This window comes from Acinetobacter sp. YH12095 (genome assembly GCF_013419245.1).
GTDB classification, from domain to species: domain Bacteria; phylum Pseudomonadota; class Gammaproteobacteria; order Pseudomonadales; family Moraxellaceae; genus Acinetobacter; species Acinetobacter towneri.
The window spans coordinates 21,250-35,630 of record NZ_VPAL01000015.1 but is presented as its reverse complement, the minus strand read 5'-3'; the positions used below and the strand labels follow the sequence as shown (position 1 = coordinate 35,630).

Below are 14,381 nucleotides of genomic sequence, written 5' to 3'. Positions count from 1 at the left end.
TGTTATGGAGTTGAAGCCAAAAAAATTCGCCATTTTAATCGATGCAGATAACTCATCGGTCAACTCGATTGAGTCTGTATTGGAAGAAGTGGCGAAGTATGGCATCGCCAGTGTAAAGCGCGTGTATGGTGACTGGAGCAGCGAAAGTCTAAAAAATTGGCGTGATGTACTTTTACCGCACGCCATTACGCCTGTACAGCAATTTGCTTATACCAAAAGCAAAGATGCCACCGATATGATTTTAATTATCGATGCCATGGATTTGTTGTATAGCGGTGCTTTAGATGGTTTTTGTATTGTATCTAGCGACAGTGATTTCACGCCTTTAGCCTCTCGCATTCGTGAAAGTGGTTTAATCGTTTATGGTTTTGGGCGTAGTAATACGCCTGAAGCTTTTCGTAAAGCCTGCGATAAATTTATTTATGTAGAAAACTTGGTGTCCGAAGCTGAAAAAGCTGCGGTAGCAGAAGAATCTGATCAGAAAGGGAAAAATAATAAAGTTACCGATGTTGCACTCAGCATAGATAAATACACCTTGAACCTGATTTATAAAGCGGTCAAAGAAAATGCCGATGATAGTGGTTGGGCTTATTTAGGGGCAATTGGTACGTATATCAGCTCGGTCAAGCCCGACTTTGACACCCGAAACTATGGTTACGATAAACTCTCTGGTTTAATTAAAGCCTTGGGTTTATTTGAAACCAAATTACAGGGCAGTCAGATGTATTTGAGAAAGCGTAGTTTTAGTACGTTTGTCAAACTTGTCCAAAAAACCATTCAGCAACTTGCAGATCAGGCAGGTTGGGCAAAAATTTCCGAGATTATTTAACATATCGAACAAAATGATCCCTACTTTAATATTCAAAATCAGGGATTTGAAAATACACAGTCAGCTATACTTTCAATACACAGTGGTTGGTTGGAATTTTCCAGTGATCACAATCGTGTTAAAGTCGGCAAGCTGATGTCTTAATGTTGTCCTAATTCATGTGGAAAAAAATCCGAATTTTATGCTTATTGCTGGTTTTGCTGGTCGTTGCAGTCAATGCTTGGCGTGATCAGAGCCAAGACTGGAATAAGCCCATCATCGTATTGTTACACCCAATCAATGCCGATGGACGATCAAATACCCAAAACTATATCAATACATTAAATATCAATAATTTAAATTCTGCTCAAGACTATCTAAAACAAGCTTCTTTGCAGTACCGTGGGCAACCCATTGCGCTTTATTTCAAACAGGGGCGAGAATTAAAGCAGTTGCCACCAAAAGTGCCTGAGCAGGCATCACTACTTAATACTGTACTTTGGAGTTTAAAGTTCCGATTTTACGCTTGGCAGCAACGACAAAGCAGTGATGGTACGGCAACCGTGACGCTGTACCTGAATTATTATGATCCGAGTCAAACTCAAATTTTGAAGCATTCCACCGCTTTACAAAAAGGTAAAATTGGCTCGGTGAATTTATTTGCTTCTGCTGCACACAGTGAGCGTAATACCATGGTGATGGTGCATGAATTACTGCATACCTTTGGTGCCACAGATAAATATGATTTAAGCACAGGTCAGCCGATTTATCCGATTGGTTATGCAGACCCAAATCAGCAACCATTGTATCCACAACGACAGGCTGAACTGATGGCGGGTTATGTGCCACTTTCGCAAAGCAAAAGTAAAATGCCTGAATCGTTACAACAGACACGTATTAACGAAATCACTGCCATAGAATTGGGCTGGAAATAATGTGGATAAGCATGTACTTATCCACATCTCTACAATAGAGCTTGTGTAAAAGTATGTGTTTAGGCATGAACCGAGCCATTTATATTCATGGGTTTATTCCTAAACCGATCTGTTAAACTATTCATCCACCCACTACGATGAGTCACTATGAGTTTAGCCAGCCTAATTGATGAATTGAATCCCCAGCAAAAACAAGCAGCCACGACAGCACATCAACATAGTCTGGTCTTGGCTGGCGCAGGCTGTGGCAAAACCAAAACCATTGTGGCACGTGCAGCGTACTTGATTGATCAGGGTATTCCAGCCAATCAAATTCAAATTTTGACCTTTACCCGTCGTGCGGCGAGTGAAATTGTCGCACGGGTGGAGCTAGCGCTGGGCGAGCAAGCCAAAGGCTTACGTGCTTCGACCTTTCATACTTTTTGTATGTATCTGTTACGCCGTACTCCTAAAGCCTTTGGCTTAGAGCAGTTTTCAATTATTGATCGTGATGATCAGTTGATGATGTTTCGCCTCATTCGTGGAAAAGATGATAAGAAAAATCCAAGTCAGTTACCCAAGCCTCAAGAATTATGTGATTTGTATTCTTTTGCGCGGAATACCCGTCAAAAACTGAGTGTGGCTTTAGAAAAGCAACAGCCTGAATATTTGGCATTAAAAGATCAAATTGCTGAAATTATGCAGGAATACGAAAGCCGTAAACGTGCACGTGGCTTTCTCGATTATGACGATATTTTGGCTGTGGTGGCATCGGCATTGGCGCAGTCGGAAGGTCTGGTCGATTATGTCGCGTCAATTTGTCAGCATCTTCTGGTTGATGAAATGCAGGACACCAATCCTTTGCAATGGGCTTTGCTTGAGCCTTTAAAAGATCGGGTCAGTTTGTTTTGTGTGGGCGATGATGCACAATCGATTTATGGTTTCCGTGGTGCAGATTTTGAAAATATTCATCATTTCACAGAGCGCGTACCCAATGCTCAAATTTTCAAATTAGAGCAAAATTACCGTTCTACGCAGGAAATTTTAGACCTGTCCAATTGGTTGTTAGATCAAAGTGAGATTCGCTATAACAAACGGTTGCAGGCGCATCGTGGTGATGGCATCAAACCCAAAATGCATATTTTCCCGAATGAATTTGATGAAGCCAAATGGATTGCGATTGATATTAAAGAGCGACATTTCTTGCAAGGCGCGCCGTGGTCAGATCACATGGTCTTGGTGCGTTCGAGTTTTGCAGCGCGACATATTGAAGCCGCCTGTATTGCGGCAAGTGTGCCGTATCGTTTTATTGGCGGCATGAAGCTCTTGGAAACTGCGCATGTGAAAGACTTACTTAGTTTATTGCGCGTTATTGCCAATCCTTTAGATGATATTGCATGGATGCGTTTTCTCACTTTATGGAATGGCGTGGGTGATGTCGGTGCGAGTAAGTTGGCACAGCAATTGTTGCTTGAACCGACAATGGATCAGGTGATTGAAAAGCTGGAAAAATTTGGACGCTTGCCAGAAAAAACTTTATTGATCATGAAGCAAATGGATGTCTTACGACATGAAGTTGCGGCTTGCGTCGGTTTAGGCATTGAAGCGATTCAGGAACAATTGACTGATAATTATAAAAAAGACTGGAATCGTCGTCAGGGTGATTTTCAGTTGGTGCAACAATTGGCGGGCAAGCATGCACAGTTAAGTGAGTTTTTAGAAGAATACGTGCTTGATCCTGTGTCTATTTCTGAAATTGAACGCCAGTCTGATACCGATGTGGTCACTTTAATCACCATTCATTCTGCCAAAGGGACTGAGCAAAAAGTCTGTTATGTGGCGAATGTGACAGCAGGACAGTACCCCCATGCACGGGCGCAGGGCAGTTTTGATGATATTGAAGAAGAACGTCGAGTGCTGTACGTGGCTTTGACCCGTGCCCAAAATGAACTGATTTTAACCAAGCAAAATTTTAATTTATGGGCGCGTGATACGGTAGATGAACAAGGGCGCAAACTGGACAGTTATTTTTTGAATGATCTGACACGGCAGTTGTGTGCGATGGAAACTCATCACCGTACCCGTCAGCAAACTGTGAAAAGTGCCTTGGTGGAACGCCAAGCGATTAATTTAGATTTTGGCATTGATCTCGATTAAACTATGCCACATGGTTTCCTGCAAAAAGTAGAGTAGGCGAGTGCTTTTTGATGTTTTTTGCCTATTTTAAGGTTGTAAGATGAAAATTTTAGTTCGTAGTTTAGAACGTACAGTGACTGAAGAAGAATTGTTAAAGCTTTTTCAGGAATATGGCACTGTAGAATCTTGTAATTTGGTGTTGGATGCTGCAACAGGAAAATCTAAAGGTTTTGCATTTGTAGAAATGCCACATGCACGTGAGGCAGTAAAAGCCATTAAAGCGCTGAATACTTTGCGTCTGCATGGTCATGGAATACGTGTCAAAGCAGCAGAAGATAAACCTGCATCAAAATAGTTCAAAGGGAGCAAAAAATGCTCCTTTTTTATGCGTGATTTTTAGTAAAAATACGAGATTGGCACTGCATTGGTGCGCGATTTTATCGCAGTAAAAATAGTGTATTTTTTATTGGGTGTTGCAGGAAAATCGGTTTAATCTAAGCTTCTTAGAACGCTAAATTGAGGAAATGCTCATGTCCCGTGTTGCTCGTTTTCATGCAGATCGTACCAATCAGAAATTATATTTCGCCCGTCTTTCATGTCAGCAGGCCGAGCAAACCGAGCATGTTCAGCAAGCGCAGGCACATCGTGAAGCTGCGGTGTTTCATTTAAATGGCGCGGTGCTGGCTTTTTTGCAGGAATTGGTGCGGTATTATCGTTTAAATGACAGTAATCCAACCCTTAAATCAATTGAAGAATTGATGGCAGCCAAAGGGCAGATTTCCCCTGAAGTGGCAATTTTGGAGCAACTGAGCAAATCGGGTTTTATTGCAGAGTTAAAGCGCGCTTATCGTTTATGTCAGTACACGCCCGAGCCAAGTGCACCAGAACCTGAACAGGAAACGTCATCCAATTTGATTATTAAAGTCACGCAATCTCCGCAAGCATGGCTACCAGATACGAAAATTTTGCGCGAATGGCATCGTGACTTAACCCAGTTGATTGATGGTTTTCGTAATGAAATGGTGGAATTTTAAGCCGACCAAACGCCCTTGAAAAAAATCTGATCAGCCCGATATAAATATTCTGAACGATGCAAAGTGCAAGCGCCTTTGCCGCCATGTCGAGCATGGAGGATATATGTCTATAGAGCAATTGAAAGAATTATTTGGTAATCAGGAAGCAATTTTAGAGCTGGTTCAGCTTGAAGGTGGCGAGTTGGCATTGCGTAATGCAGGCTCAGAGAAAGAGCCATTGGTCAAAATCCAGTTCAATGACGAAGTCAAAGCCATATTGGGCGATCAGACGGCTGTTGTGGCACAGCACATGATTCAGGCGGCATTATTTGGCTTGTTGGAAAAGCAGGTCAATGAATGGCATGCCGAAATTGTGGATGAACAGCCGCAATTTATGAGTTAATCCCAAAAGGTCTTTCGGTGATGAGCTATCTTTAATGAATAGATTGTCTATCTGCTTTGGTTAAAATCATGGACATTATTAGATAGTTTTTCATCAACACAATGAAAGCCAATCTATACGTCAACAAAAAAAGCGCAGCTTAAACGGTGCGCTTTTTGTGATTTTGGCTATGGGTTTTAGATGAATGATGCTCAATGCGTTGGTGGCTGATGATGGGCAATTTCAATTTGATTTAAAATATAATTGCTCATATTTTTCGCCATTTCTTCTTTGGCAAAATACACTTCACCAATGTTGTCTTTACGAATTACTTCCGCTTCGGCTTTGCTTTCTGCACATACCAAAACCTGAATTTCAGGGTTTAGGGTTTTGGCAATATCCACAATTTTATGAATATCCAGAATGTCCATAGGCGAGAGAACGAGTAGTCGTGCATGTTGAATATGTGCCTGAATCAGTACACCCGCTTCTGTGGCAATGCCGCTGACTGCAGCAATGCCTTTTTCGCGTAAGTCTTCGACAATTTCACGGTTTTCTTCCGCAATCACGACCTTAATATTCTCAGCCATTAAATTTTTAGTAATGCGGCGTCCGACTTCACCATGTCCAACAATCACCACCTGATCACGTAAATAATCTTGAGAAACTTCATCGGGCAGCATGGCTAAAGGGTCATTGCTGCGTTCAAGCAAACGCGCCAAATAAGAGCGTTCCCGAATCCAGTTTTGCACAGGCTCAATCGCAGAAAAAACAAAGGAATTGAGGGTAATTGAAATGAGTGCGCCTGCTAAAATCAGGTTTTGTCCTTCTAGTGACAGCAGTTGTAAAGATACACCTAGCGTTGCCAAAATAAAGGAAAACTCACCAATTTGTGCCAAGCTCGCGCCTACGGTCAAGGCTGTATTGAGTGGATAGCGGAAGAACAAGACCAATGCCATGGCTGCAATGGTTTTACCCACCATGATAATGCCGACGACCGCTAAAACGTGCAGTGGTTCTTCTATCAGAATACGCGGGTCAAACAGCATGCCCACAGCAACGAAAAATAGAATGGAGAAAATTTCACGTAAGGGTAAAGTTTCTTCTTCGGCGCGATGACTGAAATCAGATTCTTTGACCACCATCCCCGCAAAGAACGCCCCAAGTGCCATCGACACGCCAAAGATTTTATAAGCACCAAAGGCAATTGATACCGCAGCAGCGACCACAGTCAGGGTAAACAGTTCCCGCGAGCCTAAGCGAGCCACAATTTGCATAATGAAGGGCACAAGGCGTTTGCCAACAATCAGCATAAAGGCAATAAAGCCTGAAACTTTTAATAAAGTCAGTCCGAGTGTTAGCCAAATATTTTCATCACTGGCATTGTCGATAGCTTGTCCACCCAGTAATACAGCTGTGGCAGGCAAAAGCACCAATGCTAAGACCATCACTAAGTCTTCAACTAACAACCAGCCTACGGCAATTTTACCGTTCACGGAGTCGAGCAGGCCACGATCACCCAATGCTTTTAAGAGCACAACGGTACTGGCACAAGACAGACTCAAGCCAAAAATTAAGGCAGAACCAAAACTCCAACCCCACATCATCGACACGCCTACACCGAGCAGGGTCGCCACGGCGATCTGCAATACTGCACCAGGCAAAGCAATGCGTCGTACCTGCATTAAATCATTTAGCGAGAAATGCATGCCAACACCGAACATGAGGAACATGACCCCAAGTTCTGCCAATTGGTTGGCAAGATGAATATCTGCCACAATGCCCGGTGTGTTGGGACTAATGATGACACCTGCAATCAGATAGCCCATAAGCGGTGGAAGGCGTAAGCGCGCAGCGATATAGCCAAATACCAGTGCCAAGCTAAAACCAACGGCAAGTAAGATGATGAGTTCTACATCATGAGGCACGAGAAACTCCTAAGCCATGGTGAAGGTGTGGTCAAAAGACTGAAATAAGACAAGCACAAATAGTGCCAAAAAAGAAAACGAGGAAATTTTAACAAGTGAGGCAAAAAAAGTGCAAAAAAAAACGACCTGAATAAGGTCGTTTTTTAAAAAAGCTAAAATTATTTGATTTTAGCTTCTTTGAAAACTACGTGTTGACGGATTTTTGGATCAAATTTTTTGATTTCCATTTTTTCCGGCATAGTACGTTTGTTTTTAGTAGTGGTATAGAAATAACCTGTACCAGCTGTAGAAACTAAGCGAATCTTATCACGCATTGTCCTGACTCCTTACTTAGATCTTTTGACCTTGAGCACGAAGGTCAGCAACAACCTTTTCAATGCCCAATTTGTCGATAATACGCATACCTTTAGTGGTTAAACGAAGACGTACGAAACGTTTTTCGCTTTCTAACCAGAAACGGTGGTTGTGCAGGTTCGGCTCGAACCGGCGCTTAGTTTTGTTGTTGGCGTGTGAGACGTTGTTACCAACGACTGGACGCTTGCCGGTAACTTGGCAAACCTTAGACATGGTGTAACTCCATTGATTTAGCCAACAGCAAATCTGTATGGCCAGTCAAAAATAAACGGATGAATTCATTCAAGGGGCGTTTTATATCAAAAATACGCTTAAAAGACAAGCGATTTTCTTCAAAAACAGCATGAGCGTGTTTGATAGCTCATGCCTTGATCAGTTAACGAAGAAGCGTCTTCGAAATCAATCGATGAATCGGCTTATCAAATGGGGGGAGAATGAACTTCAAGCTGTAAAGCTTCGGATTAGACATTACCGACCGTTCATGTGACAAGCTGAAAAAACCTTCTGGACCGTGATATTTCCCCATGCCCGATGCACCAACACCACCAAATGGTAAGTCATCTTGTGCAACGTGGGTCAATACAGTATTGAGTCCGAAATGCCCTGAATGGGTTCGCTGTGCGACATAGTCGGCACGCGCCTGATCAAAGTCGAAATAGTATAAAGCAAGAGGACGCGGTCGGCTATTAATAAACTCGATTACATCATCAATTTGTTCATATTCTAAGATTGGCAGGACTGGACCAAAGATCTCATTTTGCATAATTTGCATGTCTGGACTGACATTGGTCAGTACCGTTGGTGCCATTTTACGGGTTGCAGCCACATTTTCACTTTGCGGATTAATTTCAATAATATTTGCACCTCGCTCACGTGCATCTTCTAAATAGCCCTGTAAGCGACGATATTGTTTGTCATTAATAATAGAAGTGTAGTCTTGGTTATCACGAATATGCGGATACATTTCGGTCACAAATTGCTCGAAATGCTCCATAAATTCGGCAGTTTTGCCTTTAGGCAAGAACATATAGTCGGGTGCAACACAGGTTTGTCCAGCATTCCAGAGTTTACCTACCGCAATACGCTGCGCTACATCGACCATATCGCTAGATGGATGCACCAAAACAGGGGATTTTCCACCTAGTTCTAAAATGACAGGCACAAGGTTTTGTGACGCGGCAGCCATTACAGTTTTGCCGACTTCGGTAGAGCCTGTGAAAATAATTTTGTCAAAAGGCAAATGACAGAACGCATCGGAAATAATACCGCCGCCATTAATTACTGCCACCAATTCCTGTGGAAATGCTTCGCTCATGGCGTTTTCCAGTACTTTACCAAAATGCGCAGAAGCACTGGAAATTTTGATCATGGCATGGTTGCCTGCAGCCAAAGCACAGATCAGTGGGCCTAAAGACAACAGCAGCGGATAGTTCCAAGGTGCAATAATGCCAATTACCCCTAAAGGTTGATACTGTACCCATGCTTTTGCAGGTTGGTGGATAATACCAACCTGACGTTTAGATGGCTTCATCCAGTCGGTCAGGTTTTTGCTGTAATATTTGATATGTTCCAAGCAGGTAAGTAATTCACCAATTTTGGTTTCTGCAATGGCGCGGTTGCCATAGTCACGGTTAATGGCTTCGGCAAATTGATCCTGATATTTCACAATCACACGTTTTAAGCGGGCTAAGCGTTCAATGCGTTCTTTGGCACTTGGGACAGGATGACGCTGATAGGCATATTTCTGCAATGCCAAAATATCATCCAGACGTTGTAAATCGGGTGAATGTGGGGTCATTGAAGTTGTTTTTGTTTGACTGTTCATGGCATGTTACCATTCAATAAAAGCAATATAAGTTAATTTTTAGAGTATTTACTCTAATCAGTCAAGTGACTTTATGTTTTCATGCCCCCCAAATTTTAAAGAATGGTTGTTTTTAGGATGTCTCAAACCAAAACGTTGAAAACCAAAGAACGTATTTTGCAATTGAGTTTGCAATTGTTTAACGAGCGTGGTGAGCGTTCGGTAACAACCAATCATATTGCGGCAGAACTGGGCATGAGCCCAGGAAACTTGTATTACCACTTCCGCAATAAGAACGAAATTATTAAAGAGCTGATGGAACAATATCAGCAAGAAACTTTAGAAATGCTGGCTTTGCCTGAAAATCGTGGCTTAGATGCCAATGACAAAATTCGTTATTTTCAGGTTCTCAGTAGTCAGCTGTGGGCTTATCGTTTTTTGCATCGTGATGTCTATCATTTGGTCGAAACCAATGAAGATTTCCGCAAAATGTATCCACGTTTTGCAGGACAGGTCATGCAGCAGGGACAAAAAATTTATCAGGCCTTTGTGGATGCGGGTCTGATGCAAATGACTGAGTCAGAAATTGAAGCCTTGATTATCAATATTTGGATTGTGCTGACCAACTGGACGAACTTCTTATATATGTCGGGTCACATTACCGATTCAAACCATTTGGAAGAAAAATGGATTTGGCAGGCTTTACGTCAAATGCTGTTCCTTGAAGGGGCATATTTACGGGGTGAAAGTCGTGCAACCTATGAGCGTTTACTAGAAACACTAGGCACATCTGAACTGTTTGAGAGTTTATCATCCAGTAAAAATACTCAAGCCGACTAAGAGACTGAGAATGGCTATTTAGAATGTCTGAGAAACGCGCTAGAATACTCGGCTTGTTTTTCAATTTAACCAAGTAGTGACTAAAAACAACATGAATATGACGACTGCGAATACTGCACGTTTACTGATTACCTGTGAAGATAAGCCAGGTATTGTGCAGGCTGTATCGAGCTTTTTGTATCATCAAGGAGCCAACATTACCGCGCTTGATCAATACGCAACAGAAGCTCAGGGCGGGCGTTATTTCATGCGGGTTGAGTTTGAACTGGATCACTTGCAAAGCCGTAAAGAAAGCTTATTGCAAACCTTTGCTTCTAACGTGGCAGAGCGTTATGAAATGCAATGGCGTTTGGCTTTGGTCAGCGATGTGAAAAAAGTCGGCATTTTGGTGTCTAAAGTTGATCATGCTTTGCTCGAACTATTATGGCGTCATTCACGTGGTGGTTTACCATGTGAAATTACCAAAGTGGTGTCGAACCATGACACCTTGCGTGAAGCGGTAGAAAACTTTGGTATTCCGTTTGAAGTAGTGCCTGTTAATAAAGAAAATAAACGTGAAGCTTACGCTAAAATTGATGAATTGATGCAAGGCAATGATTTGTTGGTATTGGCGCGTTATATGCAAATTTTGGATGAAGAGTTTGTCTCTAAGTGGGAAATGAAAGTGATCAATATTCACCATTCATTCCTGCCTGCTTTCGTGGGCGCAAATCCATATAAACAAGCTTATGAAAAAGGCGTAAAACTGATTGGTGCAACTGCACACTATGTAACAGCAGACCTAGATCAAGGTCCGATCATTGAGCAAGATGTAGAGCGTGTAAACCACGACTTTACGGTAGATCAACTGCGTGAATTGGGTCAGGATGTGGAACGTAATGTACTGGCACGTGCAGTTAAATGGCATTTGGAAGACCGTATTATTGTAGATGGCAACAAAACTGTTGTATTTCAATAGGGTAAAAGCTATCTAAAAATCGAATTAAAACATGCCGACATGGCATGTTTTTTTATGCTAAAATTGTAATGTTATAACATTTATTTAAACTGTTTTTAAAATAGCAAATTTATTGGATGATTCACGTTTGTTATTAAAAAATAGTTGCAAATGAAAACACTTCTCATTTATTATTGCGTTACTTTAATTGTGCTAACCGATCAGTTTGATCGTTCGGAACTGTGATGGTTTGGCAATTGCTTTTGAAGGTCGCTGACTTTAATGAACCAATCTCCCAACGCTATGCTACAAATGCCCAATGCCATGAAAAAGAAAGTTGTGACGGCTTTAGCTGTGGTTGCATTAGGTCATGTCGGTGTGTTGTGGGCATTGGGGCAAATGCAAACTCCGACCTTAAAGCCCATAGAAAAAGAACCTTTAAAAGTACGCTTTGTAAAAATTCAAGAACAGCCTAAACCGTTGCCACCGCAACCTAAGGCTGAACCACAGCCTGAAAAACCCAAGCCTCAGCCTGTAAAAGAAGTGCCTGTGGTAGAAAAACCGTTGCCACCGCCACCGAAAAAAGTAGAAAAAGTACAGCAAGTTAAAAAAGCAGAAGCCCCTAAACCCGTGGCGAAGCCCGTAGAAAAACCAGTCGAACGTGTGGTGCAACCTGCACCTGTAGCAACGGTGACTGAAACTAAAGTGGTACAGCCTGCACCGAAACCGACAGTTGCACCTGTTGCGCCAGCACCTGCTCCTGTCGCACCTTCTGCTCCAAAAACAGTGTCGATTGGCGGCTCAGGCGTGCAATGGAGTCGTTCTCCAAAACCTTCTTATACCAATCGTGATTTACAGGGAGAAACCCGTAACGTGGTGGTTCGGATTGAAGCCAATGAAAAAGGCGTGATCACCGATGCTCAAATTACGCGTTCTAGTGGTGTACCTGCTTTAGATCAAAAGATTTTACGCGCAGTGCGTAGTGCAAAATTCAAACCGTACAAAGAAAATGGCGTGGCTTATCCAATTCGTGCTGAGCAGCCTTTTGAATTGACATTGAACCCTAACGGCTAACCTTCAACAGGAGTTCGAGTATGAACTTTTCCGTCTATTGGCAACACGCAGATGCAGTCAGCAAAACGCTGTATTTCGTGTTATTGGCGATGTCGATTGCGACATGGACCATCTTCGCATTACGTTTGATAGGCACGCGCCAATTGAAGCAACAAGCTTATGCTCAACTGTCACAGGCTTTAAATCAGCTTAAAGCAAAACTGGTGCCCTTAAATTTTGAGCAGCGTAAAGCGGTTGCTGAGCAAGCCTTATTGCGTCAAATTTCGGTAGAAAAAGCATCGGCAGAAAAAGGCGTATCGGTACTGGGTACAATTGCGTCATTAGCACCGTTTGTGGGTTTGTTTGGTACAGTTTGGGGTATTTTCCATGCACTCGTTGCGGTTGGAAAAAGCGGTCAGGCGGGATTGGCTCAAGTGGCAACGCCTGTTGGTGAAGCGTTGATTATGACGGGCTTCGGTTTGGCGGTGGCGATTCCTGCCGTGATTGCTTACAACATTTGTTCGCGTGTGAACCGTACCTTATCTACAAATTTGCAAGATCATGCACATAGTTTGTTGATTGACACCATGTTGCAACAAGATTCTTCTGTTCAAAGAACTGAAGTGAATGCAACACAACAAAGTTTAGTGGGAGGTCAGGTTTAATGGCTTTTCAATTGGGTGAAGACAACGATTCAGGCATGAATGAGATGAACCTTATTCCCCTGATCGACATTATGTTGGTATTGATGATCATCTTTTTGGTGACAGCGACCGTTGCCAACCCATCTATACCATTAACCTTACCGCAAACCAGCGCAGAAATTGTTGATTTACCGCCTGAGCAAATTCAGGTCAGTATCAATGCCAATGGTGAAGTGGCGTGGGATGATCAAATCATTAGTTTAGATGAGTTGCAAACCCGCTTTAATGATGCTAGTCAGCAAGCTCAACAGCCAACCGTGGTGTTAAGAGCAGATAAAGATGCGCGTTATGATACTGTGGCGCAAGTGATGTCACGTGCGAGTGAAGCCGGACTCAGTGATATTGCTTTCGCAACAGATGATTAAGTTAATCCTTAAAAATTAGCGATCTATTTAGGTCGCTTTTTTTATGCAAAGTCGCGCATAATGCCAAAACTCCTCAAGTACTCAATGATGTTGAATATCCAAAAGATTTAGGTTGAGTCCGCTGCTTACTTTAAAGTCTATTTTTTATCTCAGATCAGGTTCAGCCATGAGTTCACGCCAAGCACTTGATGCAAAAGCCAGCAGTATGATGCTAATTTTGTGTGTTTTTTGGGGTTTGCAACAAGTGGTGCTAAAAGTTGCTGCGGCAGATATTTCACCCTTGATGCAATTGGCACTGCGTTCAGGCTTGTCTGCTGTGATGGTGTTGCCTTTGTTATTGCTTGCAAGAAATACACAATGGGCTTCGACTGAATATCTGCCTGCAGGCATATTGGTGGGTATTTTATTTGCCGCAGAATTTTTTATGTTAGGGCAGGCGATTCAATATACTTCTGCGTCGCATGTGGTGGTTTTACTATATACCGCGCCTATTTTTGTGGCTTTAGCGTTGCATTGGAAACTACCTGCAGAGCGTTTATCTCGCTTGCAATGGGGCGGGATTCTGTTGTCTTTTGCTGGCATAGCGGTGACTTTTTTATGGCGTGATACTGTGCAACAAGAGAGCCACCAAAACTTCAGCCAGATGCTTTTTGGCGATTTACTTGCGCTGAGTGCAGGCATACTTTGGGCAGCCACAACTGTTGCGGTACGTCTAAGTCGTTTATCGGAAGCCCCTGCAACACAAACTTTGTTTTACCAATTGATGGGTGGTTTTTTGATTTTACTGCCGATGGCATGGTGGATGGGACAGGCTGAAATTTATTGGACAGCCTTAGCCATAGGCAGTTTGATTTTTCATGCGGTATTGATTTCGTTTATTAGCTATCTCGCTTGGTTTTGGTTGCTGAAACAATATTTAGCATCCAGTTTAGGCGTGTTTTCATTTTTAACGCCATTATTTGGCGTATTGTTTGGTGTATGGTTGTTGAATGAAAGCTTGAGCCAAAGTTTTATGATTGGGGCTGTTTTGGTCATGCTGGGGGTGTTGATGGTGAATGCTCAATGTTGGTTTAAACATAAAACCCAAGTACTAAAAAGAAAATAAGTATTTGCAGCTTTTCCATGAACTTGAGCAAGACTCAA

The 14,381-nt window shown here is 42.5% G+C and carries 16 protein-coding genes; 12 read left to right on the top strand and 4 right to left on the bottom strand.

Annotation, left to right across the window (positions count from 1 at the left end; all coding sequences use genetic code 11):
• Nucleotides 1-4 precede the first annotated feature (4 nt).
• From FTU35_RS10330 to FTU35_RS10305, 6 genes are all read left to right on the top strand, one after another.
• Nucleotides 5-829, top strand: a complete 825-nt coding sequence (locus FTU35_RS10330; protein WP_180064716.1) for an NYN domain-containing protein — start codon at nucleotides 5-7, stop codon at nucleotides 827-829.
• 158 nt (nucleotides 830-987) lie between these two features.
• Nucleotides 988-1,743, top strand: a complete 756-nt coding sequence (locus FTU35_RS10325; protein WP_154321060.1) for a hypothetical protein — start codon at nucleotides 988-990, stop codon at nucleotides 1,741-1,743.
• A gap of 147 nt (nucleotides 1,744-1,890) precedes the next feature.
• A complete protein-coding gene (locus FTU35_RS10320) occupies nucleotides 1,891-3,879 on the top strand; it encodes an ATP-dependent helicase (RefSeq protein ID WP_154321059.1) in 1,989 nt (662 codons plus the stop codon).
• A 79-nt stretch (nucleotides 3,880-3,958) separates the two neighbouring features.
• The gene (locus tag FTU35_RS10315) at nucleotides 3,959-4,213 is read left to right on the top strand and encodes an RNA-binding protein (protein ID WP_004976139.1); all 255 of its coding nucleotides are present in this window, start codon (nucleotides 3,959-3,961) and stop codon (nucleotides 4,211-4,213) included.
• Nucleotides 4,214-4,388: 175 nt separating this feature from the next.
• Nucleotides 4,389-4,892 carry a DUF6586 family protein gene (locus FTU35_RS10310; protein ID WP_179988458.1) on the top strand — a complete coding sequence of 168 codons (504 nt, stop codon included), beginning with the start codon at nucleotides 4,389-4,391 and terminating at the stop codon, nucleotides 4,890-4,892.
• 103 nt (nucleotides 4,893-4,995) lie between these two features.
• On the top strand, nucleotides 4,996-5,274 hold the full coding sequence (locus FTU35_RS10305; RefSeq protein ID WP_131261040.1) for a hypothetical protein: 279 nt from the start codon (nucleotides 4,996-4,998) through the stop codon (nucleotides 5,272-5,274).
• A gap of 191 nt (nucleotides 5,275-5,465) precedes the next feature.
• Here the strand turns inward: FTU35_RS10305 and FTU35_RS10300 are convergent, their stop codons facing one another.
• From FTU35_RS10300 to FTU35_RS10285, 4 genes are all read right to left on the bottom strand, one after another.
• The gene (locus FTU35_RS10300) at nucleotides 5,466-7,181 is read right to left on the bottom strand and encodes a cation:proton antiporter (protein WP_179990487.1); all 1,716 of its coding nucleotides are present in this window, start codon (nucleotides 7,179-7,181) and stop codon (nucleotides 5,466-5,468) included.
• A 158-nt stretch (nucleotides 7,182-7,339) separates the two neighbouring features.
• The gene (gene rpmG / locus FTU35_RS10295) at nucleotides 7,340-7,495 is read right to left on the bottom strand and encodes a 50S ribosomal protein L33 (RefSeq protein ID WP_004976146.1); all 156 of its coding nucleotides are present in this window, start codon (nucleotides 7,493-7,495) and stop codon (nucleotides 7,340-7,342) included.
• Nucleotides 7,496-7,511: 16 nt separating this feature from the next.
• Nucleotides 7,512-7,748: a 50S ribosomal protein L28 gene (gene rpmB / locus FTU35_RS10290; RefSeq protein ID WP_004976147.1), complete on the bottom strand. Its 237-nt coding sequence runs from the start codon at nucleotides 7,746-7,748 to the stop codon at nucleotides 7,512-7,514.
• A gap of 163 nt (nucleotides 7,749-7,911) precedes the next feature.
• Nucleotides 7,912-9,360 (bottom strand): coniferyl aldehyde dehydrogenase, encoded by a 1,449-nt coding sequence (locus FTU35_RS10285; RefSeq protein ID WP_004976148.1) that lies wholly within the window; start codon nucleotides 9,358-9,360, stop codon nucleotides 7,912-7,914.
• A gap of 117 nt (nucleotides 9,361-9,477) precedes the next feature.
• Here FTU35_RS10285 and FTU35_RS10280 point away from each other — a divergent pair, with 117 nt between their 5' ends.
• The 6 genes from FTU35_RS10280 to FTU35_RS10255 all read left to right on the top strand — a co-directional run bounded on the left by FTU35_RS10280 (nucleotide 9,478) and on the right by FTU35_RS10255 (nucleotide 14,343).
• A complete protein-coding gene (locus FTU35_RS10280; RefSeq protein WP_004976150.1) occupies nucleotides 9,478-10,179 on the top strand; it encodes a TetR/AcrR family transcriptional regulator in 702 nt (233 codons plus the stop codon).
• Between the two features lie 91 nt (nucleotides 10,180-10,270).
• On the top strand, nucleotides 10,271-11,137 hold the full coding sequence (gene purU / locus FTU35_RS10275; RefSeq protein ID WP_004976151.1) for a formyltetrahydrofolate deformylase: 867 nt from the start codon (nucleotides 10,271-10,273) through the stop codon (nucleotides 11,135-11,137).
• A gap of 261 nt (nucleotides 11,138-11,398) precedes the next feature.
• Nucleotides 11,399-12,190: an energy transducer TonB gene (locus tag FTU35_RS10270; protein WP_104853035.1), complete on the top strand. Its 792-nt coding sequence runs from the start codon at nucleotides 11,399-11,401 to the stop codon at nucleotides 12,188-12,190.
• 20 nt (nucleotides 12,191-12,210) lie between these two features.
• Nucleotides 12,211-12,834: a MotA/TolQ/ExbB proton channel family protein gene (locus tag FTU35_RS10265; RefSeq protein WP_096901723.1), complete on the top strand. Its 624-nt coding sequence runs from the start codon at nucleotides 12,211-12,213 to the stop codon at nucleotides 12,832-12,834.
• A complete protein-coding gene (locus FTU35_RS10260) occupies nucleotides 12,834-13,238 on the top strand; it encodes a biopolymer transporter ExbD (RefSeq protein WP_004976158.1) in 405 nt (134 codons plus the stop codon). The genes FTU35_RS10265 and FTU35_RS10260 overlap by 1 nt, the downstream gene beginning before the upstream one ends.
• A 166-nt stretch (nucleotides 13,239-13,404) precedes the next feature.
• A complete protein-coding gene (locus FTU35_RS10255) occupies nucleotides 13,405-14,343 on the top strand; it encodes a DMT family transporter (protein WP_131261036.1) in 939 nt (312 codons plus the stop codon).
• The last annotated feature ends 38 nt before the right edge of the window (nucleotides 14,344-14,381 follow it).

Bases quoted from the DNA above. Each gene is read 5' to 3' on its own strand.
- FTU35_RS10330 (WP_180064716.1), top strand. From the start codon at position 5: ATGGAGTTGAAGCCAAAAAAATTCGCCATTTTAATCGATGCAGATAAC.
- FTU35_RS10325 (WP_154321060.1), top strand. From the start codon at position 988: ATGTGGAAAAAAATCCGAATTTTATGCTTATTGCTGGTTTTGCTGGTC.
- FTU35_RS10320 (WP_154321059.1), top strand. From the start codon at position 1,891: ATGAGTTTAGCCAGCCTAATTGATGAATTGAATCCCCAGCAAAAACAA.
- FTU35_RS10315 (WP_004976139.1), top strand. From the start codon at position 3,959: ATGAAAATTTTAGTTCGTAGTTTAGAACGTACAGTGACTGAAGAAGAA.
- FTU35_RS10310 (WP_179988458.1), top strand. From the start codon at position 4,389: ATGTCCCGTGTTGCTCGTTTTCATGCAGATCGTACCAATCAGAAATTA.
- FTU35_RS10305 (WP_131261040.1), top strand. From the start codon at position 4,996: ATGTCTATAGAGCAATTGAAAGAATTATTTGGTAATCAGGAAGCAATT.
- rpmG (WP_004976146.1), bottom strand. From the start codon at position 7,495: ATGCGTGATAAGATTCGCTTAGTTTCTACAGCTGGTACAGGTTATTTC.
- rpmB (WP_004976147.1), bottom strand. From the start codon at position 7,748: ATGTCTAAGGTTTGCCAAGTTACCGGCAAGCGTCCAGTCGTTGGTAAC.
- FTU35_RS10285 (WP_004976148.1), bottom strand. From the start codon at position 9,360: ATGAACAGTCAAACAAAAACAACTTCAATGACCCCACATTCACCCGAT.
- FTU35_RS10280 (WP_004976150.1), top strand. From the start codon at position 9,478: ATGTCTCAAACCAAAACGTTGAAAACCAAAGAACGTATTTTGCAATTG.
- purU (WP_004976151.1), top strand. From the start codon at position 10,271: ATGAATATGACGACTGCGAATACTGCACGTTTACTGATTACCTGTGAA.
- FTU35_RS10270 (WP_104853035.1), top strand. From the start codon at position 11,399: ATGAACCAATCTCCCAACGCTATGCTACAAATGCCCAATGCCATGAAA.
- FTU35_RS10265 (WP_096901723.1), top strand. From the start codon at position 12,211: ATGAACTTTTCCGTCTATTGGCAACACGCAGATGCAGTCAGCAAAACG.
- FTU35_RS10260 (WP_004976158.1), top strand. From the start codon at position 12,834: ATGGCTTTTCAATTGGGTGAAGACAACGATTCAGGCATGAATGAGATG.
- FTU35_RS10255 (WP_131261036.1), top strand. From the start codon at position 13,405: ATGAGTTCACGCCAAGCACTTGATGCAAAAGCCAGCAGTATGATGCTA.